23 protein-coding genes and 1 pseudogene are annotated in these 22,594 nt (G+C 59.1%); 16 read left to right on the top strand and 8 right to left on the bottom strand.

The genetic code is table 11. From position 1 onward, the window contains the following. Positions 1 to 399: 399 nt before the first annotated feature. Positions 400 to 939 (bottom strand): nuclear transport factor 2 family protein, encoded by a 540-nt coding sequence (locus tag C8024_RS06915; RefSeq protein WP_173203702.1) that lies wholly within the window; start codon positions 937 to 939, stop codon positions 400 to 402. Between the two features lie 55 nt (positions 940 to 994). Between C8024_RS06915 and C8024_RS06910 the strand changes: the two genes are divergently transcribed. From C8024_RS06910 to C8024_RS06890, 6 genes are all read left to right on the top strand, one after another. After that, the gene (locus C8024_RS06910; protein WP_173203700.1) at positions 995 to 1,561 is read left to right on the top strand and encodes a nuclear transport factor 2 family protein; all 567 of its coding nucleotides are present in this window, start codon (positions 995 to 997) and stop codon (positions 1,559 to 1,561) included. Further along, positions 1,551 to 2,918 carry a Rieske 2Fe-2S domain-containing protein gene (locus C8024_RS06905; protein ID WP_173203698.1) on the top strand — a complete coding sequence of 456 codons (1,368 nt, stop codon included), beginning with the start codon at positions 1,551 to 1,553 and terminating at the stop codon, positions 2,916 to 2,918. The genes C8024_RS06910 and C8024_RS06905 overlap by 11 nt, the downstream gene beginning before the upstream one ends. Before the next feature lie 80 nt (positions 2,919 to 2,998). Further along, positions 2,999 to 3,568 (top strand): alpha/beta fold hydrolase, encoded by a 570-nt coding sequence (locus C8024_RS21185; protein ID WP_254305666.1) that lies wholly within the window; start codon positions 2,999 to 3,001, stop codon positions 3,566 to 3,568. Continuing rightward, complete coding sequence (locus C8024_RS21180) at positions 3,565 to 3,906, top strand: hypothetical protein (protein ID WP_254305665.1); 342 nt, start codon at positions 3,565 to 3,567, stop codon at positions 3,904 to 3,906. Before C8024_RS21185 ends, C8024_RS21180 begins: the two co-directional genes overlap by 4 nt. 281 nt (positions 3,907 to 4,187) lie before the next feature. Beyond that, the gene (locus C8024_RS06895) at positions 4,188 to 4,847 is read left to right on the top strand and encodes a hypothetical protein (protein ID WP_173203696.1); all 660 of its coding nucleotides are present in this window, start codon (positions 4,188 to 4,190) and stop codon (positions 4,845 to 4,847) included. Then, on the top strand, positions 4,844 to 5,533 hold the full coding sequence (locus tag C8024_RS06890; protein ID WP_173203695.1) for a hypothetical protein: 690 nt from the start codon (positions 4,844 to 4,846) through the stop codon (positions 5,531 to 5,533). The genes C8024_RS06895 and C8024_RS06890 overlap by 4 nt, the downstream gene beginning before the upstream one ends. A gap of 333 nt (positions 5,534 to 5,866) precedes the next feature. On the opposite strand, the pseudogene C8024_RS06885 reads toward C8024_RS06890, so the two are convergent. Next, a pseudogene (locus C8024_RS06885) lies at positions 5,867 to 7,388 on the bottom strand (acyl-CoA carboxylase subunit beta). Positions 7,389 to 7,443: 55 nt separating this feature from the next. Then, a complete protein-coding gene (locus tag C8024_RS06880) occupies positions 7,444 to 8,706 on the bottom strand; it encodes a S41 family peptidase (protein WP_173203693.1) in 1,263 nt (420 codons plus the stop codon). Positions 8,707 to 9,170: 464 nt separating this feature from the next. On the opposite strand from C8024_RS06880, the gene C8024_RS06875 reads away from it, so the two are divergent. Then, entirely contained in the window at positions 9,171 to 9,896 is a 726-nt protein-coding gene (locus tag C8024_RS06875) for a zinc-dependent peptidase (protein WP_254305664.1), read from the top strand. A gap of 338 nt (positions 9,897 to 10,234) precedes the next feature. Here the strand turns inward: C8024_RS06875 and C8024_RS23115 are convergent, their stop codons facing one another. Together C8024_RS23115 and C8024_RS23110 are read right to left on the bottom strand one after the other, a co-directional pair. After that, entirely contained in the window at positions 10,235 to 10,891 is a 657-nt protein-coding gene (locus tag C8024_RS23115) for an isoaspartyl peptidase/L-asparaginase (protein WP_367947212.1), read from the bottom strand. Between the two features lie 13 nt (positions 10,892 to 10,904). Beyond that, complete coding sequence (locus tag C8024_RS23110; RefSeq protein WP_367947211.1) at positions 10,905 to 11,342, bottom strand: isoaspartyl peptidase/L-asparaginase; 438 nt, start codon at positions 11,340 to 11,342, stop codon at positions 10,905 to 10,907. 87 nt (positions 11,343 to 11,429) lie between these two features. On the opposite strand from C8024_RS23110, the gene ispG reads away from it, so the two are divergent. Further along, entirely contained in the window at positions 11,430 to 12,557 is a 1,128-nt protein-coding gene (gene ispG, locus C8024_RS06865; protein ID WP_173203691.1) for a flavodoxin-dependent (E)-4-hydroxy-3-methylbut-2-enyl-diphosphate synthase, read from the top strand. A gap of 187 nt (positions 12,558 to 12,744) precedes the next feature. Next, positions 12,745 to 13,641 carry a YghX family hydrolase gene (gene yghX, locus C8024_RS06860; protein ID WP_173203689.1) on the top strand — a complete coding sequence of 299 codons (897 nt, stop codon included), beginning with the start codon at positions 12,745 to 12,747 and terminating at the stop codon, positions 13,639 to 13,641. Positions 13,642 to 13,657: 16 nt separating this feature from the next. Here the strand turns inward: yghX and C8024_RS06855 are convergent, their stop codons facing one another. Further along, positions 13,658 to 14,179: an Rrf2 family transcriptional regulator gene (locus C8024_RS06855; protein ID WP_217272061.1), complete on the bottom strand. Its 522-nt coding sequence runs from the start codon at positions 14,177 to 14,179 to the stop codon at positions 13,658 to 13,660. Between the two features lie 61 nt (positions 14,180 to 14,240). Here C8024_RS06855 and C8024_RS06850 point away from each other — a divergent pair, with 61 nt between their 5' ends. The 3 genes from C8024_RS06850 to gspN are packed head-to-tail and all read left to right on the top strand — an operon-like array spanning position 14,241 to position 16,407. Beyond that, positions 14,241 to 15,176 (top strand): hypothetical protein, encoded by a 936-nt coding sequence (locus tag C8024_RS06850; RefSeq protein ID WP_173203687.1) that lies wholly within the window; start codon positions 14,241 to 14,243, stop codon positions 15,174 to 15,176. 10 nt (positions 15,177 to 15,186) lie between these two features. Beyond that, positions 15,187 to 15,672: a thioredoxin family protein gene (locus tag C8024_RS06845; RefSeq protein WP_173203685.1), complete on the top strand. Its 486-nt coding sequence runs from the start codon at positions 15,187 to 15,189 to the stop codon at positions 15,670 to 15,672. Between the two features lie 15 nt (positions 15,673 to 15,687). Beyond that, a complete protein-coding gene (gene gspN, locus C8024_RS06840) occupies positions 15,688 to 16,407 on the top strand; it encodes a type II secretion system protein N (protein ID WP_173203683.1) in 720 nt (239 codons plus the stop codon). 32 nt (positions 16,408 to 16,439) lie between these two features. Here the strand turns inward: gspN and C8024_RS06835 are convergent, their stop codons facing one another. Beyond that, a complete protein-coding gene (locus C8024_RS06835) occupies positions 16,440 to 16,733 on the bottom strand; it encodes a hypothetical protein (protein WP_173203681.1) in 294 nt (97 codons plus the stop codon). Between the two features lie 203 nt (positions 16,734 to 16,936). On the opposite strand from C8024_RS06835, the gene C8024_RS06830 reads away from it, so the two are divergent. The 4 genes from C8024_RS06830 (at position 16,937) to C8024_RS06815 (ending at position 21,672) form a co-directional block, all read left to right on the top strand. After that, positions 16,937 to 17,938, top strand: coding sequence for an LLM class flavin-dependent oxidoreductase (locus C8024_RS06830; RefSeq protein WP_173203679.1), 1,002 nt, complete (start codon positions 16,937 to 16,939; stop codon positions 17,936 to 17,938). Between the two features lie 100 nt (positions 17,939 to 18,038). Further along, on the top strand, positions 18,039 to 19,316 hold the full coding sequence (gene nhaA / locus C8024_RS06825) for a Na+/H+ antiporter NhaA (RefSeq protein WP_100092627.1): 1,278 nt from the start codon (positions 18,039 to 18,041) through the stop codon (positions 19,314 to 19,316). Between the two features lie 2 nt (positions 19,317 to 19,318). Continuing rightward, positions 19,319 to 20,647 carry a hypothetical protein gene (locus tag C8024_RS06820; RefSeq protein WP_367947210.1) on the top strand — a complete coding sequence of 443 codons (1,329 nt, stop codon included), beginning with the start codon at positions 19,319 to 19,321 and terminating at the stop codon, positions 20,645 to 20,647. A gap of 107 nt (positions 20,648 to 20,754) precedes the next feature. After that, on the top strand, positions 20,755 to 21,672 hold the full coding sequence (locus C8024_RS06815) for a type II CAAX endopeptidase family protein (protein ID WP_173203678.1): 918 nt from the start codon (positions 20,755 to 20,757) through the stop codon (positions 21,670 to 21,672). On the opposite strand, the gene C8024_RS06810 is transcribed toward C8024_RS06815, so the two are convergent. Next, the gene (locus tag C8024_RS06810) at positions 21,673 to 22,461 is read right to left on the bottom strand and encodes a hypothetical protein (protein ID WP_173203676.1); all 789 of its coding nucleotides are present in this window, start codon (positions 22,459 to 22,461) and stop codon (positions 21,673 to 21,675) included. Positions 22,462 to 22,594 lie beyond the last annotated feature (133 nt).

Below are 22,594 nucleotides of genomic sequence, written 5' to 3'. Positions count from 1 at the left end.
CCGTCGATGCTGCGCCGGATACAGGGCGCGCTAGATCGACGAGTAGAGGAAACGGCCCAATCGCAGGGGCGTTCCATCGGCAGTTGAATAAGTCGCGATTGCCCCGTTTCTGATGCAAAATATCACAGCGGAGCGCCGGCGCAGCGGACGATCCGCTGTCCTACACGGGCTCTCTGCGCTTATGCTGCGCATCGTGACGAGTCTTTGCCGGGCATTCGCCCCCGCCGGCCGACGCGCCGGGGCGGGGCGTTGCAAAGGTTACACTAGGCAGGGCTGTTGTTGGAGAAATATGGCTGTTTTCCGGGGCCTCGGGGCAAAGGTCGCAGAAAATAATAACGGGCTGTCCTGTAAACTTCCCGCAGGGCAGGGGCGCGGCTATCCGGCCGGCGCATCCGCGCGCTATTTATAGACGATATCATCCGGGAAGCGCGCGGCCTGGCGCAGCGCCGACAGGGCGGGGTGGTCGGCGTCGTGGGTGGTGGCGGCATTCTGGCTCCAGCTCATCACCGGTTCGCGATGTCTGATTTTCCAGACATCGCCGCGCTTCTCGAACCGGTCGAGATAGCGGCCGAGATAGGTCATCTCGCTGTCCGCGCCATCGGCTCCGGCGAGATAGTGGAAGGCGATGAGATAGCTCTCGACGCGCGCCTGCGGCCCATCGAAAGCGTAGAGAATGTTGGTGACCATATGGTGGGTCTGGCGGAACGCCTTGATCGCCGGCACCAGCTCCGTGCAGAATCCGTGGGCAGGCACGGCTTCCGGGCCATAAGCGGTGGTGGCATCGGGCCAGTAGCAGCTTTTCAGCGTCGCTTCATCGGCCCGGTCGACGCCGCGACAGTGCAGGGCGATGATCCCGGCGATGGCGGCGCGATCGGCCAGTTCCGCTGCGTCTGGCACGCGGCCCGGCTCCTGCGCGCCTGCTCGATTGTCCTCCGCCATGGTCACCCTCCTGCTATCGATAAGAGTAATTTACCCGATCCGTCCGGCTCCTACTATGCCTCAAAAGAACAGGAGAGATGCGATTAGGGCGACCGAACTGGAGGCCTTGACGGCCAATCTGGCGATCCGCGATCTGGCGGCGCTGTACATGCGCGGGCTGGACCGGTTGGACCGCGACCTGCTGCGCGCGCAATTCTGGGACGATGCCTATCTGAGCTACGGCATCTATGAGGGCGGTCCGGACGGCTTTGCCGACTTCTGCATCGAGGCGCTGAAAACACACGAGCGCAACCATCATATGCTCGGCCAGCACCTGATCGAACTGTCCGGCGATCAGGCCTATGGCGAAGTCTATTACCAGGCCTATCACAAGCTGACCAACGAGGCGGGCGAGAAGCGCGACCTGTTCATCAGCGGGCGCTATGTCGACCGGCTGGAGAAGCGCGGCGGCGTCTGGAAATTCGCTTATCGTTCGGAACTGGTGGACTGGGTGCGGGACGATCCCTGCACCGACGCATTTCTCGACGCTTCGCCAATGATCCTCGGGGCGCGCAAGCCTGCCGACCCGCTTTACGACCGTATCGCCATGACCCGCACACCGGAGCCCGACCATGACCTATGACCTGACCAAACCGTCCGACCCCGATCTCGCGCCGGGCGAGGCGCGCTGCCCGGGTCCCTCGATGCAGGATATCATGGATGCTGACGGCGACAACCCGCCGCCGGCGATGCGGACCGAACAATATGAATTTCTCGGCGACGAGGATATCAGCTTCGACCGCTATATCGACCCGGCCTTCCATGATCGCGAAATCGACCGGATGTGGAACCGGACCTGGCAATGGGCCTGTCGCGAGGAGCATATTCCCGCGCCCGGCAACCAGCATGTCTATGATGTCGGTCCCTATTCGATCCTGGTGGTGCACGGCGATGACGGCAAGATCCGGGCGTTCGTGAACAGCTGTCCGCATCGCGGCATGAAATTCGCTACCGAAGGCAGCAGCAGTGCCCGGCGCTCGCATATCCGCTGCCCCTTCCACGGCATGACCTTCAATCTCGACGGGTCGCTCAAGGAAATCCCCTGCCGCTGGGATTTCCCGCATCTGAACGAGGATAATTTCGGCCTGACCGAGATCCGCTGCGAAACGTGGGGCGGCTTTGTCTTCATCAATATGGACGACGATGCGCCACCGCTGGCCGACTATCTGGAAATATTGCCAGACCATTTCAAGCAATGGCCGATGGACGACCGCTATGTCGCGCTGCACACGCAGAAGGTGCTGCCGGCCAACTGGAAAATGGCGATGGAGGCCTTTCTCGAGGCCTATCATGTGCTGGAAACCCATTCGCAGGCTGTCTACACCGCCGGCGACGCCAATGCGCAATATGATATTTTCGGCAAGAATGTCAGCCGCTTCATGCATGCGATCGGCGTGCCCAGCCCGCATCTGAACCAGCCGGTCAGCGAGGCCAAGCTGTTCGAGAAGTTGGGCCGCGATCCGAAGGACCTGCCCGAGGGGGCATCGGCCCGGAAAGTCCATGCCGATATGCTGCGCCAGGAACATGGCAGCGAGTTTAATGTCGACCTGTCCGGCGTCTCGACCAGCGAGATGATCGACAGCCTTGAATATTTCCTGTTCCCCAACATGTTCTTCTTCCCCGGCATCAACATCCGCCTCTGCTACCGCTTCCGGCCGATTGACGTCGACCATTGCCTGCACGAGATACTGGTGCTGCAACCGCTGCCCGAAAATGGCGAGCGCCCCGCGCCCGCAAAGCCGATCAGGCTGGAGATTGAAGACAGCTACACCAGCGTGGAGGGCTTTGTCCTTGCGGATATCCTCGATCAGGACACCGACAATCTCGCGATGCAGAGAGATGGCGCCAAGGCCTCGAAGAAAGGCGCTCAGTCGCTCGGCAATTATCAGGAGGCCCGGATCCGGCGATTGCAGATGACGCTGGACGAGTATCTTGCGTGAGCCTAGGTGCCTATGTGGTCCGTTCCTATGGTTCGTGACTTCTGCTAAGCCGGATGAAAGCAGATAATAGGACACTCATTATGACCATCGCCGCCCTCCGCACGCCTGATGAACGGTTCGCCGATATCCCGGACTTTGATGTTCCGGTCCACTATGCCGATGATCTGCCCGGCTATGAAGGGCTTCGCGCCGCCTGGGTCGATACCGGACCTGCCGATGCGGAGACAACGTTCTTGTGCCTGCATGGCGAGCCGAGCTGGTCCTTTCTCTATCGCAAGATGATCCCGCATTTCACTGCGACCGGCGCGCGGGTGGTGTGCCCGGATTTCTTCGGCTTTGGCCGCTCTGACAAGCCGACCGGACTGGATAGCTATACGTTCGACTTTCACCGCAACCATATATTAGCGCTGGTCGAGCGGCTGGACTTGCAGAATATCACCCTGGTGGTGCAGGACTGGGGCGGGTTGATCGGCCTGACCTTGCCGGTAGACGAAGCATTCAAGGCGCGGCTATCGCGGCTGATCATCATGAACACGGCGCTGGGACTTGGGACAGGCGCGGGCGACGGCTTCAATGCGTGGAAACAATATGCGCTGACCGTTCCGGTTTTGATGCCGGCCAGATTATCGCGCGCGGCACGCCGGAAATGAGTGAGGCGGAGATTGCTGCCTATAATGCACCCTATCCGGATGACCGCTTTCAGGCCGGGGCGCGGAAATTCCCGGCGCTGGTGCCGGTCGAACCGGATATGGACGGTGTCGAGGTCAGCAAGCAGGCCGCGGCTTTCTGGAGCAGCGAATGGACGGGCCCCAGTTTCATGGCGATCGGCGGCTCCGACCCTGTGCTCGGTCCGCCGGTGATGAAGATGATGCACGGCTTGATCAGGGACTGTCCCGAGCCGCTGCTGATCGAGGAGGCCGGGCACTTCGTGCAGGAATGGGGCGATATTGTCGCGCCGGCTGCGCTAAAGTCGTTTGGTGATATTTAGGGCGTGGTGGGGCCCAGTGGTGCACCGGTGGTCGAACCTTGATTTTAGACGAGAGCCGCCCTTCGACAGGCTCAATATGAACGGAGATCATAGCCGTTCGTCTTGAGCCTGTCGAAAGACCTTCCAGTCGAGAGGCGCCGCTGATTTCGCAACCTTCGGTTCGAAACGCTCGGGATGAACGGCACGGATTGATCAAGGCTGTCCTACTGCAGCCGGATCCGCTATAGTCCGGCAAAAGATAAACGGTCGCATGTTCTGGTTCCTGAAGATGGAGAAGCCACATGCCGCAATATTATTATCTCAAATATATTCCGAAAAGCGATCGGCCGCGCGTCGTCGGTAACCTCGAGCGGCTGATCGGGCAGCTCGATCGCGAAGTGCCTGACAAGGACAGCGAACAGACTCTGTTGCTGGCGACCTGGAATATCCGCAATTTCGGCAAGGTCCGGCGGCTGCCGGAGAGCCTGATGTATATCGCCGAGATATTGTCGCGCTTCGACTTCGTCGCGGTGCAGGAAGTGGTCGATCTGGACGACTGGCATGCGGTGATGGACCGGCTGGGCCCGGATTATGATTTCATCGCTTCGGACAAGACCCATCACAAGCTGGGCAGCGGCGGCGAACGGCTGCTCTATCTCTATGACAAGCGCAAGGTGCGCTTCCAGAATATCGCCGGCGAAATCGTCCTGCCGACCGAGATGCTAATCACCGATGATACGGCGGGTAAGGGTGGCGAGCTGTTCCAGGGCAAGCAATTCCGGCGATCCCCGTTCATCACCGCCTTCCAGTCCGGCTGGTTCAAGTTTGATATCTGTACTGTGCACCTTTTCTACGGTTCCTCATCGGGATCTAAATTGCAGCAAAGGGTTCAGGAAATCGACCGCGTCGCCGACTATTTCGCCGATCGTGCCGAGCAAGCCCAAAAGAGGGGCGGTCGTTGATCCTTTTGGGTGATTTCAATATCGTCCATCCCGATCACGAGACGATGACGGCGCTGAAGCGGCACGGTTTCCGGATTCCCAATGCTCTCAACCGGCCGTCCAATCTGGACCTGAGCAAATATTATGACCAGATCGCCTTCATGACCGATGACGACACGCTGAATTTCATCGACCGGCAGACCGACGATCCGAAAAAGGCCAATGCGGGCATTTTCGAGATATTCAAATCGGTCTATCGGGATGGCGATACGCTGGAATATGAAAAGGAATTGAGGAAGAAAGCCGGCGGCAAGGACAAGCAGGCGCGGCGCTGGGCAAATATTACAAGGGCAGCTGGCGGACATATCAGCTATCCGACCACAAACCGATGTGGGTGCGGATCAAGTCAAATGCAGCGGCCGCCTATCTGGAACGCATGCGGTCGAACTGAATCGCGGCCCCAGTCAGGCGACCATCGCGGTTTTGCTGAGATGTTCGGTAAAACGCGGCTGCATCGGCTGGCTTGCGACCATCGCCAACGGGAGCGCGGTTTCGCAATGGGCGCATTCGGCGCTGATCCGTCCGACATGCCAGTGCGATTTGCCACAACCTGGGCAGCGGTTAACGATATCGAGATGATAGAGCGGCTGATAGCCCCGCTCCTGTCCCTGTTCGGCCAATGGTTGAACAGGCTGATTGATGAATGATCTAGGAGATAAGTACATCGTTTCGTCCTTCCTTTGTTGCGCCGAACCTATTGTGCTTACTGCGTATCAAATGCCATTTGGTTGCTGTACCAGCGATGAACCGTTTGTTTGGTAGATGAAATGATAATCCCATCATCCGAAAACGATAGGATGTTTTCGTCATTTTCCGGTGATAGCTATCACAAGACGGAGCAATCATCTGATTTTAATGGTAATTATTCACGATTTTACATGGTGCTTGGCCACCATGGACTTTTCGACAGGGTTAACGCCCCTGAGGTCCTTCGGCGGCCCCGACCGCGCCGATGTGATCCCGAACAAACGCTGCCGTGATCAGCCTGTTCCCAGCTTGCGCCAAGCCAGATCTGCGAATTCGCACAAGAGAGGCCGGGTCTCCCGCGGTCGATGATATCCTCGACACTGAACTGCTCGGCGGTACGGAAGGGCGAAGTGACCTTGTCGAGCTTCGCCTTGATCTCCGCCAGCCGCGCGGCCGGGTCGGCGGCGCTTTCGATATCGCTTTTGTAGGCGACCTCGAGGCCACCGGCGATCGGCAGCGAGCCCCAGTCGCCCGAGGGCCAGGCAAAGCGGTACTGGAAATTCTCGGCATTGCTCATCGCGCTGCCGGCGATGCCGTAGGCGCGGCGGACGATGACACTGGCCCAGGGCACGGTCGCTTTATAGACCGCGTTCATCGCCTGCACGCCATAGCGGATAGTGCCGGTGCGTTCCGCTTCGCCGCCGATCATGAATCCGGGATTGTCGACCAGATGGACGACTGGCAGATGGAATTGTTCGGCCAGCTTGGCAAAGCGTTCAACCTTTTCCGATGACTTGGCTTCCCAAGAACCGCCGAGAAAAGACGGATCATTGGCGAGCACCGCGACTGGCCAGCCGTCGAGCCGGGCAAAAGCGGTGATCGCGGCGCGGCCCCAGCGCTTGCCCATTTCAAACACCGAGCCTTCGTCGAACACGGACGTCATGATCTTGCGCATCGAATAGACCTGCTTGTCCGCGCGCGGTACGGCGGAGAGCAGGCTCTCGTCCTTGCGGTCGACCGGGTCCCAGTTCTCGGTCCGGGCGGCGAGCTGGTTAACGTTGCTCGGCAAATAGGACAGGAATTTGCGGGCGGTCACAAAGGCCTCGGCCTCGCTGGCGACCTCTTCGTCAACCACGCCATTGGTGGTGTGGATGTCGGAGCCGCCCAATTGCTCCTTGCTGAGATCATCGCCAATCGCGGCGGCCACGGCCGGGCCGGCGGCGAAAATCTGGGACAGTCCCTTCACCATGATCGAATAATGGCTGGCGACGGTGCGCGCCGCGCCCATGCCTGCAGTGGGTCCGAGCGCCAGGGCCACCACCGGAACCGTGTCCTGGTTCTTGATGATATCTTCCCAGCCGGGAACCGCAGGCACATAGGTAAAACCCATATCTTCCAGCGATTTGACCGAGCCACCGCCGCCGGTGCCGTCGATCATCCGGATCATTGGAATGCCCAGCGTGTGCGCCATTTTCTCGCATTGGGTGAATTTCCGGTGCAGTGCCGCATCGGCGGCGCCGCCGCGTACGGTGAAATCATCGGCAGAAGCGACAACCGGGCGCCCCTCGATATTGGCACGCCCGAAAATCAGATTGCTCGGCGCAAAATCCTCGAACGTGCCATCCTCGGCATAGGTGCCGCGCCCGGCAATCTTGCCGATCTCACGGAAACTGTCCTCGTCGACAATACCGGCAATCCGCGCCCGTGCGTCAAGCTTGCCACGGCCATGCTGGCGGGAGACTTTTTCCTCGCCGCCCATTTTTCGGCCAGCTGCTGGCGCTCGGCCAGTTCTTCAAGTTCGGGTTTCCATGTCATGTCCTGCGTTTAACCGACTGGTTAAGGCAGGGGAAGCGGGAATCGCGCCCTGGCATCAAGACCTGTCCAATTCGCGCCCGAGATATTCCAGCGCGCTGCGCATGGCGGGGTCTCTGCCATGTGCATCCCGGTCCGCCGATTCCAGCGGCATATCGGCGATATAATCCTCGCGCGGCGTGCCATTGACGTGAAACAGCGTTTCCGTGCCGAGATCCATGCGCGCTCCGGATTTCTCGAGAGTGATATTGGAGAGGGCGCCCAGCAGGTCCGCCATGTCGGAGGCAATCGTATAGGCACCGGCCGCGGCATCCAGACCGATGACCAGCCCTTCGCCCATGCTGCCGGTCCAGCGACCGCCGAGCACAACGACCGGCCCCTGATATTGCGGGTTGCGCGGCTTGACCTGCTCGATGAAACGGCGGGGCACCGTAAATTCCCGCTCTAGGCTGGGAATTTCGTGAATCTGGTAGGATCGTGTGTCCGTCACGAAATGACCAATGATACTGCGCGCCACCTCGGTATTGCCGCCGCTGGGCGTGTTGCGCAGGTCGATGATCATCGCCCGCGTGTCGGACAGGCCTGCAACAGCCTGATCGAAAGCCGGGATCAGGTCATTATTACCCAGCGCATTGTTGATGCGGATGATGCCGATATCGCCATTTCTGTCCGTCTCGAGCAAGGGGCCGGCGCTTATCGATTTGCCGAGATCATAGCTGGCCGGCAGGCTGATCGTGCGGTTCTTCCCGTCGACCTCAAAGACGAGAGTGCGCGGCTGATTGCGCAAGCCGCTGACCGCGAGCATCGCACCATAATTTCTCTGCCGGTCCGTCGGCTCGGGCAGCAGTTGCCCGTAAGGCCGGATCGCGGCGACGTTCATTGCGATTCCGTCCGCCGAGACAATTTGCCAGCCGGGGCGGATGCCGGCCTTGTCCGCAGCGGAACCGGCGCGGACATCGGCGACATGAAAGCGGCCGCCGAGATATCGGGTCGCGATATCCGACCCGGTAGGAATGATCGAATAATCAGTTTCGTCGAAAGGGCCGACGATGAAATGCGGGTCGGAAAAGGTCAGTGCCGTCTGGTGCAGGATCTTGCGAAATCCATCCCGGTCAATGACTTGCAGCGCAAGGGCTTTGGAGCGCGCAAGTTGGGCATCAACATCGATGTCGCTGCGCTGCGCATAGGCATAGAAAAGGCGGAATTGATCTTCAAACTCCTGCCAGGCTTGCCCGGCATCAAAAGTATCGGCGCCTTTGGATTGCGCAGAGGGTGCCTGCTCCGCTGCGTATACCGGCGCGACCATGAACAGCGCCAGCACCGGTGAAATCGCTTTGGCCAGTTTTTCATTCTTGTTCCTCAGGCATTGCGAAATTTATCCTGTCTCCGTCGCAAGTCCGCCCTTCAATTGCAACATCCGCTTTCAGGATTATTGCCGGCCCAGTTGAACTTTAAACAAAGATGCCTGGTTGTTTTCTGTGACCTTTGGTTGGATAGCGCAGAAAACCGGTGTGCGCTCCAAGGTCGGGATCCGCCGAGTGTAACCTTTCAAAAAGGCTGCCTTGATCGCATAGGCTCATCCTGCGTCAACCATCTGACCGATATAACGCGTTGCAGCAATGTAGGACAGGATCACTGGATGCTAGCTATTCTTCCGACTTAAACTGGCATGTTCCATTGACTGGTATCCCACCGCCTCGTTGCACATCCAGTGGCGTGAACGGCTGCACAGGCGTTGCTTGTACCGCTATTGTATTTTGCATCTTTCGTTTTTACTTCAGTAGCATGAGCTGGTTGTTCTTCCCCCTTGGTGCATTGGCAATTGTCGCAGTGCTTTCATATCGGAACTGGGCGAGGAAGCGTCGGCGCGAACAACTGTTGGCGACACCGTTGACTTCAGACCAGCGCGAAGTGATCGCCAGGCTGGTGCCGATTGTACGCCGGCTACCGGAAGCATTGCGGCCCAAGTTGGAAGGGAAGATCAATCTATTTCTCGATCAGGTGACCTTCCGAGGCAATCAAGGTCTCGAAATAACCGACGAAATCAGGCTCTCGATCGCCGCTCAGGCCTGCTTGTTAATCGCCAACAGTCCGGCCTGGTACAACACGATCAGAAACGTGTTGGTCCATCCTTCCGCTTTTCACATCAACCGCAACACTCACGACGGACTTGTCGTCCATGAGGGCAGGCACTCGATGCTTGGCGAAAGCTGGGCCAGGGGGCCGGTTATCTTGTCATGGGAACATGCGCTTCACGGGGGTCTCGGCGAAGACGATGGACAGAATGTCGTCATCCACGAATTCGCGCACCAGCTGGACAGCCTGACCGGCGACACCAATGGCATTCCGATCTTGCGCAAGGGGCAAGCGTATAAGGGCTGGGAAAAAGCCATGCTGGATGCCTTCCACAAGCATGTGGAACGTGTTGAACGTGGACACAACACCTTGATCGACCCTTATGGCGCAAACAACCATCAGGAGTTTTTGCCGAAGCGATTGTCGCGTTTTTGAAAACCCCGGTTGATGCACCGCGAGGAGCCAGCGCTCTATGCGCAACTGTGTGAACTGCTGGCGCTAGACCCCGCGTATTGGGATTAGGCAAGGCCGATTGTGAAACCCGGCAATCGAGGAAAGTAGCCAAGAATGGAGACTCTATAACTGGGTCATGAGCGAACATATTATCTGAGTATTTCCAACGTCCCTTTTTGCGCCCTTAACAGACATTAGATCGCGCCAACTCCAACGACCGCAATTGGGGCAAAAGCCGACGTTGCTCGCACGCAATCCGCAACACCCGTTTTTGCTTCCTCAGTGGATATTGGCTTTCGTATTTCCATGCTGTCGCCTGTTCATTCTTCATCCCCGTAAATCGCGACGCTCGGTTCAGCCTCGCTGGTTGCGCGTCCGCGATACATGCCGGCGGTGTTGAAGCTGTAGCCGGCCTGACCCCAGGGCGTCGCGTAGATGATGCCGCCGTCGCCACCCAGTTCGCCCAGTGCGGCGATCACGTCGTCGGCGATCTGCTGGATTTCCGAATCTAACAACATGAATTCGCTGGCGTGAACGATATAGGTATAGTGGCCGTCGTCATCCTTCGGTACCGAGCGCTGCGCTTCCCGTATCGCCTCGGAGAACCGCATCCGGATGCGGGCGCAGATCTCGTGGGCGACGCCGAGGCGGATGAAATATTCGCCCGATCCGGTTGCCGAAATCGCGCAGCTACGGTCGTCAGCATAGGTGCCGGCGCCGATGATGGGACTGTCGCCGATCCGGCCCCAGCGCTTGCCGGTCATGCCGCCGGTCGAGGTGCCTGCGGCCATATGACCCTGCCGGTCCATGGCGACCGCTCCAACCGTGCCGAACTTGTAATCCACATCGGCGGCGCTGACCTTTTGGGCGCGCAGGTCGTCAATCTGTTTCAGCCGATAAGGGGTGGCATAATAGTCCGGCGCCACCTGTTCCAGCCCCTGTTCGCGGCTGAACTGGTTTGCGCCGTCGCCGGACAGTATTACATGCGGGCTATGGTCCTTGACTGCGCGCGCGAGCAGGATCGGGTTTTGGTGCCGTTGATCCCGGCAACGCGCCGGCGGACAGGTCGCTACCGTCCATGATGCTGCTGTCGAGCTCGTTGGTCCGGTCCCAGGTGAACACCGCGCCCTTGCCGGCGTTAAAATTCGGGTCATTTTCCAGCGAGACGATGGTGGCGGTGACAGCGTCCATTGCGGTGCCGCCATTTTTCAATATGTCTGAGCCGATCGTCAGGGCCGCGTTCAGTGCTGACCTGATTTCCGCATCTTTCTCAGGCGTGATCCTGTCGCGTTCGATCGTTCCGGCGCCGCCATGAATGGCAATCGACCAATCTGCTTCCCCGTCCAGCCGATCCTGCGCATTGACCGTTGTTGTGACGGCCGAGAGCGCGAGGGACAGGCCCAGCCCCTTGAGTAAATAGCGGATCATATCGATGCTCTCCCGATTGGCACTTATCATTTGGCGGTGGACAGCGTATATGTCCGGCAAGCAAGCCCTTCTGACAAGAGCAAAGATATGACCTCAAATAATCCGTCGCTGCGACCCTGGCGCGATATCGATCGGCGCAAGTCCCGCCAGATCATGGTGGGCGATGTTCCGGTCGGCGGCGATGCGCCGATCACCGTGCAGACGATGACCAACACGCTGACGTCCGACGCCAAGGCGACGATCGACCAGATCCGCCGCTGCGAAGAGGCGGGCGTTGATATCATTCGTGTGTCCTGCCCCGATGTCGAGAGCACCACGGCGCTGAAGCAGATTGTCCGGGCCAGCAATGTACCGATCGTCGCGGATATCCATTTCCACTATAAGCGCGGGATCGAGGCGGCGGAGGCGGGCGCGGCCTGTCTGCGGATCAATCCGGGCAATATCGGTTCTTCGGCGCGGGTTCGCGAAGTTATCGACGCGGCCAAGTCGAACGGTTGCGCGATCCGGATCGGCGTGAACGCGGGCAGTCTGGAAAAGGACCTGCTCGAGAAATATGGCGAGCCTTGTCCCGAAGCTTTGGTCGAAAGCGCGCTCGACCATATCAAGATATTGCAGGATCATGATTTCCATGAGTTCAAGGTCGCGGTTAAAGCATCGGATGTGTTCCTTGCGGTGGCGGCCTATTCGCAACTGGCTGACGCGGTAGATTGTCCGCTGCATCTCGGCATCACCGAAGCGGGCGGCCTGATCGGCGGCACTGTGAAAAGCTCGATCGGCATGGGCAATCTGCTCTGGGCCGGGATCGGCGACACGATCCGGGTGAGCCTGTCGGCGGAACCCGAAGAAGAAGTGCGGGTCGGCTATGAAATGCTCAAGGCGCTCGGCCTGCGCACGCGGGGCGTCCGGGTGGTCAGCTGCCCCAGCTGCGCGCGCCAGGGCTTTGACGTGATCCGCACGGTGCAGACGCTGGAAGAGCGGCTGCAACATATCCGCACGCCGCTGTCACTCTCGGTGCTTGGTTGCGTCGTCAACGGCCCGGGCGAGGCGCGCGAGACCGATATCGGCATCACCGGCGGCGGCAAGGGCAAGCATATGGTCTATCTGTCCGGTGTCACCGACCATCATGTCGCGGACGAAGATATGGTCGATCATATTGTGAAGCTCGTCGAGGCCAAGGCAGCGGAGATCGAAGCGGGGATTAGCGAGGCGGCTTGAAGGGTTGCGCGGGCAGGGTGACCGTTCGCCCTGAGCTTGTCGAAGGGCCTCTCTGGGCTCGCGCTTAGTCAGTGTCGGAGGAACCAAGGTGCTTCGACAGGCTCAGCACGAACGGAGCTTGCTATAACTCATTCTGTGCTATGTTCCGGAAAGTGACTCTCAAATTTTCGCTGAAGGATGATCCATCATGACTTCGACCCGCAAGCGCGCAAGTGACTTTCACCCGCATATTCTCGAGATTTTTGACGGCTATGTGCATGGCCTGATCTCGAAGCGCGACTTTATCAGGCAGGCGGGAAAATTTGCCGCCGCCGGGGTAACCGGAGCGATGATCCTTGACCAATTGCAACCGAACTACGCCTGGGCGGCGCAGGTCGAATCGGATGATCCGGCGATCACGACCGAGCGGATCAGCTACGACAGCCCGGAAGGCCATGGCAAAATCAACGCGCTGATGGCGAAACCGGCGGGAGCGACGGGCAAACTGCCGGCGGTGCTGGTGATCCACGAAAATCGCGGGCTCAATCCCTATATCGAGGATGTCGCGCGGCGGGTGGCCAAGGCCGGTTATCTGGCGCTGGCACCCGACGGCCTGTCACCGCTCGGTGGCTATCCCGGCAATGATGACGAGGGCCGGACGATGCAGCGCACGCTCGATGGCGCCAAGCTGATGGAAGATTTCTTCGCCGCCTTTGAATTTCTGCGCGATCATGACGGTTCGACCGGCAAGGTTGGCGCGGTCGGCTTCTGCTATGGCGGCGGCGTGTGCAACGCGCTGGCGGTGGCCTATCCCGATCTTGCCGCGTCGGTGCCTTATTATGGCCGTCAGCCGGAAGTCGACGATGTTCCGGCGATCGAGGTACCGCTGATGATCCATCATGCCGGCAATGACGAGCGTATCAACGCCGGATGGCCAGCCTATGAGGCGGCTCTGTCGGAGCATCAGAAAGAATATAGCGTGCATTTCTATCCCGATGTGAATCACGGTTTCCACAATGACACCACGCCGCGCTATGAAGAGGAAGCGGCAAGCCTGTCCTGGCAGCGGACGCTGGCCTTTTTCGACACCCATCTGCGCAACTAGAGGCGCAGGCGGCCGGTTACGTCTTTTCGCTAAGCGGCATCGTCTCGCTCTCGAGCCAATGGCCGACATCGGACAAATGTTCGGGCCTTGAATTCTGTACAACCTGCGCGCCCAAATCCGCGATTGTTACCGTTTTCAGACTGTCCCTAAACGCGCGCTCGGCGACTGCAAAAGCCGAAGCAATCTGGCAGGGTTTTCTACAGTCCGTTTTCTTTAAACCGCACGGGCCGTTCTGGCGAATTTCGGTGCAACGGAAGGCGGGACCATGGCCTTCGATCGCGGCGGTTATGTCCCATAGCGTGATATCGGTGGCAGCTTTCGCGAGCCGGTAACCGCCATGGGCGCCGCGCGAGGATTGCACGATCCCCGCCTTGCTGAGCGCTTGCAGTTGCTTCGCCATATAGGCGGTCGGCACCTCGTGATAGCGGGCGAGCGCCTCGGCTTTCAGGCCGCGACCCTCCGGTAGCGCAATCATCATTACCGCGGCATGGGCAGCCCATTCGACGCCCTTGGAAATCTGCACGTCTTGACTCTCCATGTTATTCAGACAATAAATATCCGAATAACATGGACTCGGGGCATTTTGAAGGAGAAACTGCATGCTGATGGGAAAACCGGACTGGCTTGATCGTATCGCCCAGCTGCTGGTGCTGGGGGTTGGCCTGTTTGCCTTGTTCTTCGGCCTGTTCATGATCATCGCGCCGCTCGACTGGTATGTCGCGATCCCGACGGTCATCACCACCGGCCCGCCCAACCAGCATTTCATCCGCGACATCGGGATTGCCTACGGGGCCTGCGGCGTGCTCCTGCTCTATGCGAGCGTCAATATCCACATGCGTTGGCTGGCGGCTCTGGCGGGTGCATTGTGGCTGTCGCTCCACGGTATCCTGCATATCTACGAAGTGTTGGTCGGCATCTGTTCCCCCGATGCCTTTATCGCCGATGCGCCCGGCGTTCTGGGGCCGCCGCTGCTGGTGTTCCTGGCACTTGCTATCCTGTTCGCGCGGCAACGAGTGGCGCCAGCGGGCATTCCCAAACCGCTTCTGCTCAAGGCCGCGACGGCGGGAGTTGAGGAAAGTGAAAAGCAATATCTGGCAGAAATCGCTGCGGCCCCCGGCCATGCATTCGAGAAATTTGCACATTTCTTGCCCGCTTCTTTGCATCGCCATGCAGCGCCAGCGCATCTGTGCCACGCCGCTCGCTTGGGCGCCAATATGGTCGAAGATTGCGGTCCCTGTGCGCTCACTTCGGCGGAATGGGCGCTGTTTGACAATGTGCCGCGGGAAACGGTCAATCGCTGGTTGAGAGGCGATCCTGATCTGCCCGAAGACGAGGCGTTGGCGCTGCAATTTGGTCGGGCGATTGGCTCCCAGTCGCCCGATGCTTTCGAACTGGGCGACCGGATCGAGGCACAATTTGGCCGCACTGTCCGTTTCGAACTGGCAATGAGCGCCGCAATGGTCCGCAGCTTCCCCGCGATGAAGCGTGGCCTTGGTCTGACAAAAGCCTGTTCCCTCACGCCGCTGGAAGTGTAATAGCCGGTGGATGAGATTTTTGCTGCTTGTTCTGGCCGGTCTGGCCCTTGTTCCGATATCCGCTGTGGCGGCAGAACCGCATAGCGGTGTTCATCCGGAAGCCCGGCCTTTCGAGCAGGAAGCAGACGCATCGGCGCTCATCGACGCAGCGCTGGCACGGGCACAACTCGCCGAAAAACGAGTGATTGTCGTCATGGGCGCCAACTGGTGCCACGATAGTCGCGGGCTGGCGGGCTGGTTTGCGCAGCCGCGTTTTGCCGCGATGCTCGAGCCCCGATATGAAATTGTCTATGTCGATGTCGGCTTCAAAGACCGCAATATCGATATTGCCCGGCGTTTCGGAATCCAGGCAATCAAGGGGACACCGACGGTGCTGGTGCTGTCTCCGCAAGGTGTGTTGCTTAACCGCAAGTCCGCTCCCAAATGGCGCAACGCGGCGAGCCGGACGGAAGAGGATATTTTTGCCTATTTCGACCAATTTTCCCCCGAACTCTGATCCGAAGGAAAGCAGGTGCCGCGTGTCTTGACCTATGTTCTGATCTTGTTGGCGGTGATCGCCGTGGCGCTGATTTTTCTGCCGCTGAGGCTTGCCGTCGGATGGGCGGGGCTGGAGGAAACAGGTTTCTCGGCCAAGACGATCAGCGGCTCGGTCTGGAGCGGCCGGATCGAAGGCGCGCAACTCGGGCCGTTTGCGCTCGGCGATCTCGACGCCGGGCTGCGACCTTTGCCACTGCTGACGGGCCAGGTGCTGATGGATCTGGAACGGCCGCCGGCTTCCGGCGATCCCGGATTGGTTGCGACGGTCGGCAAAGCCGGAAACCGTCTGCTGGTGCAGGATTTGACGACTGTGCTGGGCCTCGGCAGCCAGCTGGCGCCCTTGCCGGCCTCGGCGATTGAACTGCAGACAGTCAGCATCAGCTTCGCCGGCGGTCGCTGTCAATCGGCCAGCGGTCAGGTGCGGGTATCGCTCGACGCCAATATCCCGGGGCTGAATCTCAAACAGGGGTTGCTCGGCAATGCCGAATGTCAGGACGGGGGGCTGGTGCTGCCGCTGCAAAGCGGGTCCGGGATGGAACAGCTGACGCTGAAGCTCCAGGGGAACGGCTTCTACACCGCGCGACTGTCCTTGTCGGGAAGCGACCGCGCCTGGACCCTGCTGTTGCCGACGCTGGGCTTTCGCAAGGTGCCGGACGGCTATGCGATCAAAGTGGCAGGGCAACTGGCTCGTTGATCTCGATCGGTGAAACGCGGGACTTGCCGCTTTCAACGGCCGGAAAAGAAGGCGTAATATTTTCGTTTGCGAAGGGTCTTTTTGCCCGACAGTTTCTCAAAAAGGAACCGCAGCAGGCGGACCGGATATATGAACATGTACCAGGCCATTTTTAGCAGCAGGGCAGAAATGGCTATCAGCGGGATTATAGGAAAAACATAGAAATGGCGCCGCACCGATTTGGCAAGGGCGGACTGGCCGGAAAAGCGTACAAAAAGGGCCGTGAAGAAAAAGGCGAGGACCAGATAGATGCCAATCAAGGTTTCAACGCTGATCGGAGATAGCATAGATAGTTCCCTTCTAACTATGTTCGCACGGCTCTCCTGGTCATAGAGTGTTTCGAATCGTTCTGAAAATGCGGCAGTTTACACGAATTTACATAGATGAAATCCGAAGATAAAGCCATTTTTCCCCACCCGCCGATATTTTCCCGGGAGTTGATATAAGGCGCTATAGACCTCACTTGGTATTTCAGGAGCAACGTGAATATATGGCAGGCAAGATGAAATTCTCTATTCTCGACCTCTCTCCGGTGCCGCAGGGCAGCGATGTGAAAAGCGCGCTCGACAGGTCGCTGGCGCTTGCCCGGCATGGTGAGGCGCTGGGCTACGAGCGGTTCTGGATGGCCGAACATCACGGGATGGAGGGTATTGCCAGTGCCGCCACGGCCGTCGCTCTGTCCCATATCGGCCACGGGACCAAGACAATCCGCATCGGTGCCGGCGGCATCATGCTGCCCAATCATGCCCCTATGGTGATTGCCGAACAATTCGGCACGCTGGAGGCCCTGTTTCCGGGGCGGGTGGATCTCGGTCTGGGGCGCGCGCCGGGATCGGACCAGCGCACCGCGCAGGCCTTGCGTCGCAATCTCAACAGCGATGCGAATGAATTTCCGCGCGATGTACTGGAGCTGCAGGCCTTTCTGGCCGGGGATGACCGGCTGGGCATCCAGGCGACACCGGGGCAGGGCAGCAATATCCCGCTCTATATTCTCGGTAGCAGCCTGTTCGGCGCGCAACTGGCGGCAGCCCTAGGGTTGCCATATGCCTTTGCCTCGCATTTCGCACCGCAGATGCTCGACGAGGCGCTCAGGATCTACCGCCGTGATTTCAAGCCGTCCGCGCAACTGGCCGAACCCTATGTCATGTGCGGATTCAATATATTTGCCGCCGACAGCGACGCGGAAGCGGAATATCTTGCCAGTTCGATGATGCAGAGCTTTGTCGCGCTGCGCACCGGCAATCCGGGCAAGATGCCGCCACCGGTCGAAGGTTATCGCGAAAGCCTGCCGCCCCAGGCGCAATCGATGCTCGAACAGATCATGCAGGGCAGCGCTGTGGGCTCGCCGGAGACGGTAAAGCAGGGGGTTGATCGCTTCGTTGAACGGACCGGGGCCGATGAGCTGATCATCTCCGGTTCGATCTTCGATCAGGCAGCGCGCGAGAAAAGCTACACCATTGCGGCGGAAGTTCGCGCTCTGGTCGCCGTCTAGAGCCAAATTCGCTGCATACAGGTCTTGATTTTACCCTCCGGCCTGCGCATGACCCGGAAAATCGTAATTCCGAGACAGACCCCCCAAGGGAGAAAAAATAGTGCCACGCTCAGGTAGAAATTCAGCGCTTCGCGACTTTCTGAAAAGCGAAGCGGCGGGCGGCATATTGCTGATGGCCGCTGCCGCGCTAGCGATGATCGTCGCCAACAGTCCACTGTACGACATGTACCACCATTTTCTGCACGAGATTAAGGGTCCGACCCTGTCGAGCAAATTGGGACCGATGACTCCGCATCTGTGGATCAATGACGGACTGATGGCGATCTTCTTCCTGCTCGTCGGGCTGGAAATCAAACGCGAATTTGTCGATGGCCGGCTCAACAGCTGGGATCGTCGGCGTCTGCCGGTCGTCGCTGCTGCGGCCGGGATGGCGGTTCCAGCGCTTATCTATCTTGTAATTGTGCAAGATATTCCCGCGCTTTACAATGGTTGGGCGATCCCGGCTGCTACCGATATCGCCTTTGCGATCGGGGTGCTGGCCTTGCTTGGACCGCGCGCGCCCACCTCGCTCAAACTGTTTCTGGTAACCGTCGCGATCGTTGACGACATGGGGGCGGTGGCAATCATCGCTCTGGTCTACACGGCCGAGATCAACGGCGCAGCCCTGCTTGCCAGCGCCGCAATATTGGCGATCATGTACACGATGAACCGCAATGGGGTGCTCAAGCTCTGGCCTTATCTGATCTTTGCCGGGTTGCTCTGGTATGCGGTGCTGATGTCCGGTGTCCATGCGACCATAGCCGGCGTGTTGGCGGCGATGGTCATTCCGATCGTGGTCACACCCACCTCGCCGGATGCGGAACATTCACCGCTACACCGGCTGGAACATGCGATTGCGCCGTGGAGTGCGTTCCTGATCGTACCGATATTCGGCTTTGCCAATGCCGGCGTGTCGCTCCAGGGTATTGGTATCGAACATATTTTTGCGCCGCTGCCGCTCGGTATCGCTGCCGGTCTGTTCTTCGGCAAGCAGATCGCCATATTCGCCAGCGTCTGGATTGCGGTCAAAACCGGTTTTGCCGGCCGGCTGGGTGGAGCGAGCTGGCTGCAGGTTTACGGCGTTGCCATGCTCTGCGGGATCGGCTTCACGATGAGCCTGTTCATCGGAGCGCTGGCTTTCCCCGGAAACGAACTGCTGATCGAGGAAGCCAAGATCGGTGTGCTCGGCGGCTCCCTTCTGTCAGCCGTTGTCGGCTACTGCGTCCTTCGCTTTGCACCGCAGGACCGGCATTTGAAATCGTTGGACGAGGGCGAGGCCGAGGAATTGCTGGACGTCCTTCCTGATGCAGCGGTGAAGAAGCTGAAAGACACTCTGTGAGGGTGTTCGGGCTCGCTGCCGCTGCCAGCCTGGCGATTGCCGGCCCGGCGGCGGCAACCGGGCCCGCAGCGCCGCCGGTCATTACCGATACGGCGCGGCTGAAAGCAGCGAATGCGCTCAATTCCATCGCGACGGATTATGTCAAGCTGACGCTGGCGCTGGGCGAGCAGGAGCCTGGCTATGTCGACGCCTATTATGGTCCTCCGCAATGGGCGGAAGCAGCGAAATCCGATCCCCGCGACATGCGCGAACTGGGCAACGCGATCGTTGTCCTGATGGAACGGCTGGATGCGTTGCCGGAGGGAGAGTCTCCCCTGGCCGAAGCGCGCAAAGGCTTTTTGTCGGCACAACTCGAAGCGGCACTGACTCGTCATGCGATGATATTGGGCGAAAGCTTCTCCTTTGCCGACGAAGCCAAGGGCCTGTTCGGGGTGGTTCCGGATCTCAAGCCGCTGGCCGAATATGATCCGGTGCTCGAGGAGATCGAGAATATCGTTCCCGGAGACGGTCCGCTCAGCCAGCGCGTGGCGGATTTCGAAAGTGGCTATATCATCCCCAAGGACCGGTTGCAGACCGTGTTCGACACGGCGATTGCCGAGTGCAAGGCACGGACGGCCCGGTATTTCGACCTGCCTGCCGGCGAGAATTTCCGGCTGGAATTTGTCACCGGCAAGAGCTGGAGCGGCTATAATTATTATCAGGGCGGATACCAGAGCCTGATCCAGGTCAATACCGACCTGCCGATCTTTATCGGCCGCGCCGTCGATCTCGGCTGCCACGAAGGCTATCCAGGCCATCATGTCTATAATATGCTGCTCGAGCAGAATCTGACCAATGGCCGCGGCTGGGCGGAATTTTCTGTCTATCCGCTTTACAGCCCGCAGAGCCTGATCGCCGAGGGCTCTGCCAATTATGGCATCGAGCTCGCGTTCAGTGGCCAGGAACGGCTGGATTACGAGCGCGACGTGCTTTACCCGCTCGCCGGCCTCGATCCCGACACGGCGGCGGCTTACTGGGCCGTGCAAATCGCCAAACAGGCGCTGAGCGGCGCGCGGATGACGATTGCGCAGCACTATCTCGATGGCGAAATCACCCGCGACCAAGCGGTCGCGCTCAACCAGAAATATCAACTGGTCTCAGCCGAGCGCGCGGCGCAGATGACCGATTTCAACGAACAATATCGCAGCTATGTGATCAACTACGGTCTCGGCATGGAAATGGTCCGCGACTGGATCGAAGCCCAGGGCGACGCGCCGCTGTGGCGCTGGAAAGCGATGGAGCGGTTGCTGAGCGAGCCGGTGTTGCCGGGGGATTTGGTGGTTGAGGAGTGATCTCGTCATCCTGAACTCGTTTCAGGATATCGGCTCAAGTTCGCGCTTTACCGACCGGGGTCCTGAAACGAGTTCAGGATGACGAAGGAGCGATCGCTCTGAAAAATTTGAAAGTCCCGTTTATGCCGATGATCCACAATCTTCTCCGCGCTTTGGGCAGCTTTCTCCTGTCGCTTGCAGTTATCGCCGCCATTGCCGGTGCGTTTCGGTTCGGGGTGGAGCCGGTAATTGCCGGGCTATTCGATCTTGACGAACAGTCGCGCAGATATGTCAGGCGGATCGGCATGCTCTGCGCCTTTGTGCTGGGCTACTGGATCTACACGAAATATATCGAGCGGCGGGCCGGCAAAAGCGATCTCGCCGTCGATATCCCGCTGATCGGACTGGGCGTCCTGTCGGGCGTTGCGATCATCGGCATACCGATGATCCTGCTCTATCTCATGGGCTATTATCAGTATATTTCCTATTCCGGCTTCCACGCGGTGCTGGGTGTCGGCCTGGTCATTCTTGCCGCGGCCATATTGGAAGAGCTGCTGTTTCGCGGGGCCCTGTTCGCTATTTCCGAACGCTATTTCGGCACCATTGTCGCGCTTGTCTCGCAGACCCTGCTGTTTGCCGGCCTGCATATGTTCAACGATAATCTGGGGGGCTGGCCCAGCATATTGTCGACCGCGCTGATCGGCGGGATGTGGACGCTGATGTATATGGTTCGCCGCAATATCTGGATGATCGGCCTGCACCATGCCGCCTGGAATTTCACGATATTCATGACCGGCTTGCCATTGACCGGTCAGGAAGACTGGCGGGCTGCGGCGCCGGTGCAGAGCGACTTTGTCGGGTCGCGGTTGATGACCGGCGGGGCCGCCGGACCGGAAGAGTCGATGATTGTCCTGCTCGTCGTGGCTGTGATAGTCGGGCTGCTGATCAAGAAGAGCGTGGACGCCAAGCTGATCCGGCCGTTGCCACGGCTATCTGTGTCTTTTTGGCCGCAAGACAGAGACGAGAACGAATTGAAGCCTGAATAGCTAGTCCGGAAAACTTGCGGCATAACCACTTGCCTCTAGAATTTTCTGCGGATCGCTCACGTTCAGCAAATCCTGGATCGCCCGGGGTTTGTCTTCGGCCTGGTCATAATAAGCCTGGCTGATTCTCGCGCCGACGAAATAGCCGAGGTCTGCGGGCCATTGCTCGGTGGCACTTCCATTATTGCCGATCCATTCGCCAAGATCTTTGCCGGCCATCTGGCCCTTGAACCGGTTCCATATTGCGGCTTCATGCTCCAGCCCCCAGCGATAATGCGCGGGCGGGGCGCTTTCGGGCAGCGCCAGCATGGCGATGAAATCCGCCGACCCCTCCTGCAGTGCAGCCTTGAGCAGCGAGTCTTCGCCCGTATAGTTTTGCATTGCGTGCATCTGTTCATGGACAACCACATAGGGCAGGGTTGCCAGCGAATAGTTGGTGACGATTTTCCGGAAGCCCGGTGAAATTCCGTTCAGCGAAATGCCCTCCGACCATGACCAGACGTCGACACCGATCAACATGCCGCTTGCTCCGGCGGTTCCGCCCGAGTTCAATCGGCCAATGACAAAGGTGACGTCTGGAAAATAGGCGTCCGGATAAAGTGCTTTCACTTTAGCAAACGCGTTTCGAATTTGCGGTTCGTAAGATGCCACCGTCAGGGTCGCGCTACGGATACTGTCATAATATTCCGCGCTCTTGCTGATCCGGTCGACCAGCAGCTCCATCGACCGCGTCTTGATCCAGTGATAGTCGATCAGCCCCGGACTTCCCGGTGCCAGATAATATTTTCGCAAAAGCGCTGCTTTTTCCGAATTTTGGTTGGTTTTGCCATGAGATCATAGGCGGCCCAGAATCTCGGAATATCTTCCGTGACCAGATTGGCATTTTCCGGAAGCGAGCGTTCGGCCCGGTATTTGTCGTTATTTT

This window comes from Sphingopyxis sp. BSNA05 (assembly GCF_013265645.1).
Classification (GTDB): Bacteria; Pseudomonadota; Alphaproteobacteria; order Sphingomonadales; family Sphingomonadaceae; genus Parasphingorhabdus.
Note: the sequence above shows the minus strand (reverse complement) of the source record. Positions and strands in the feature narration are given on the sequence as shown.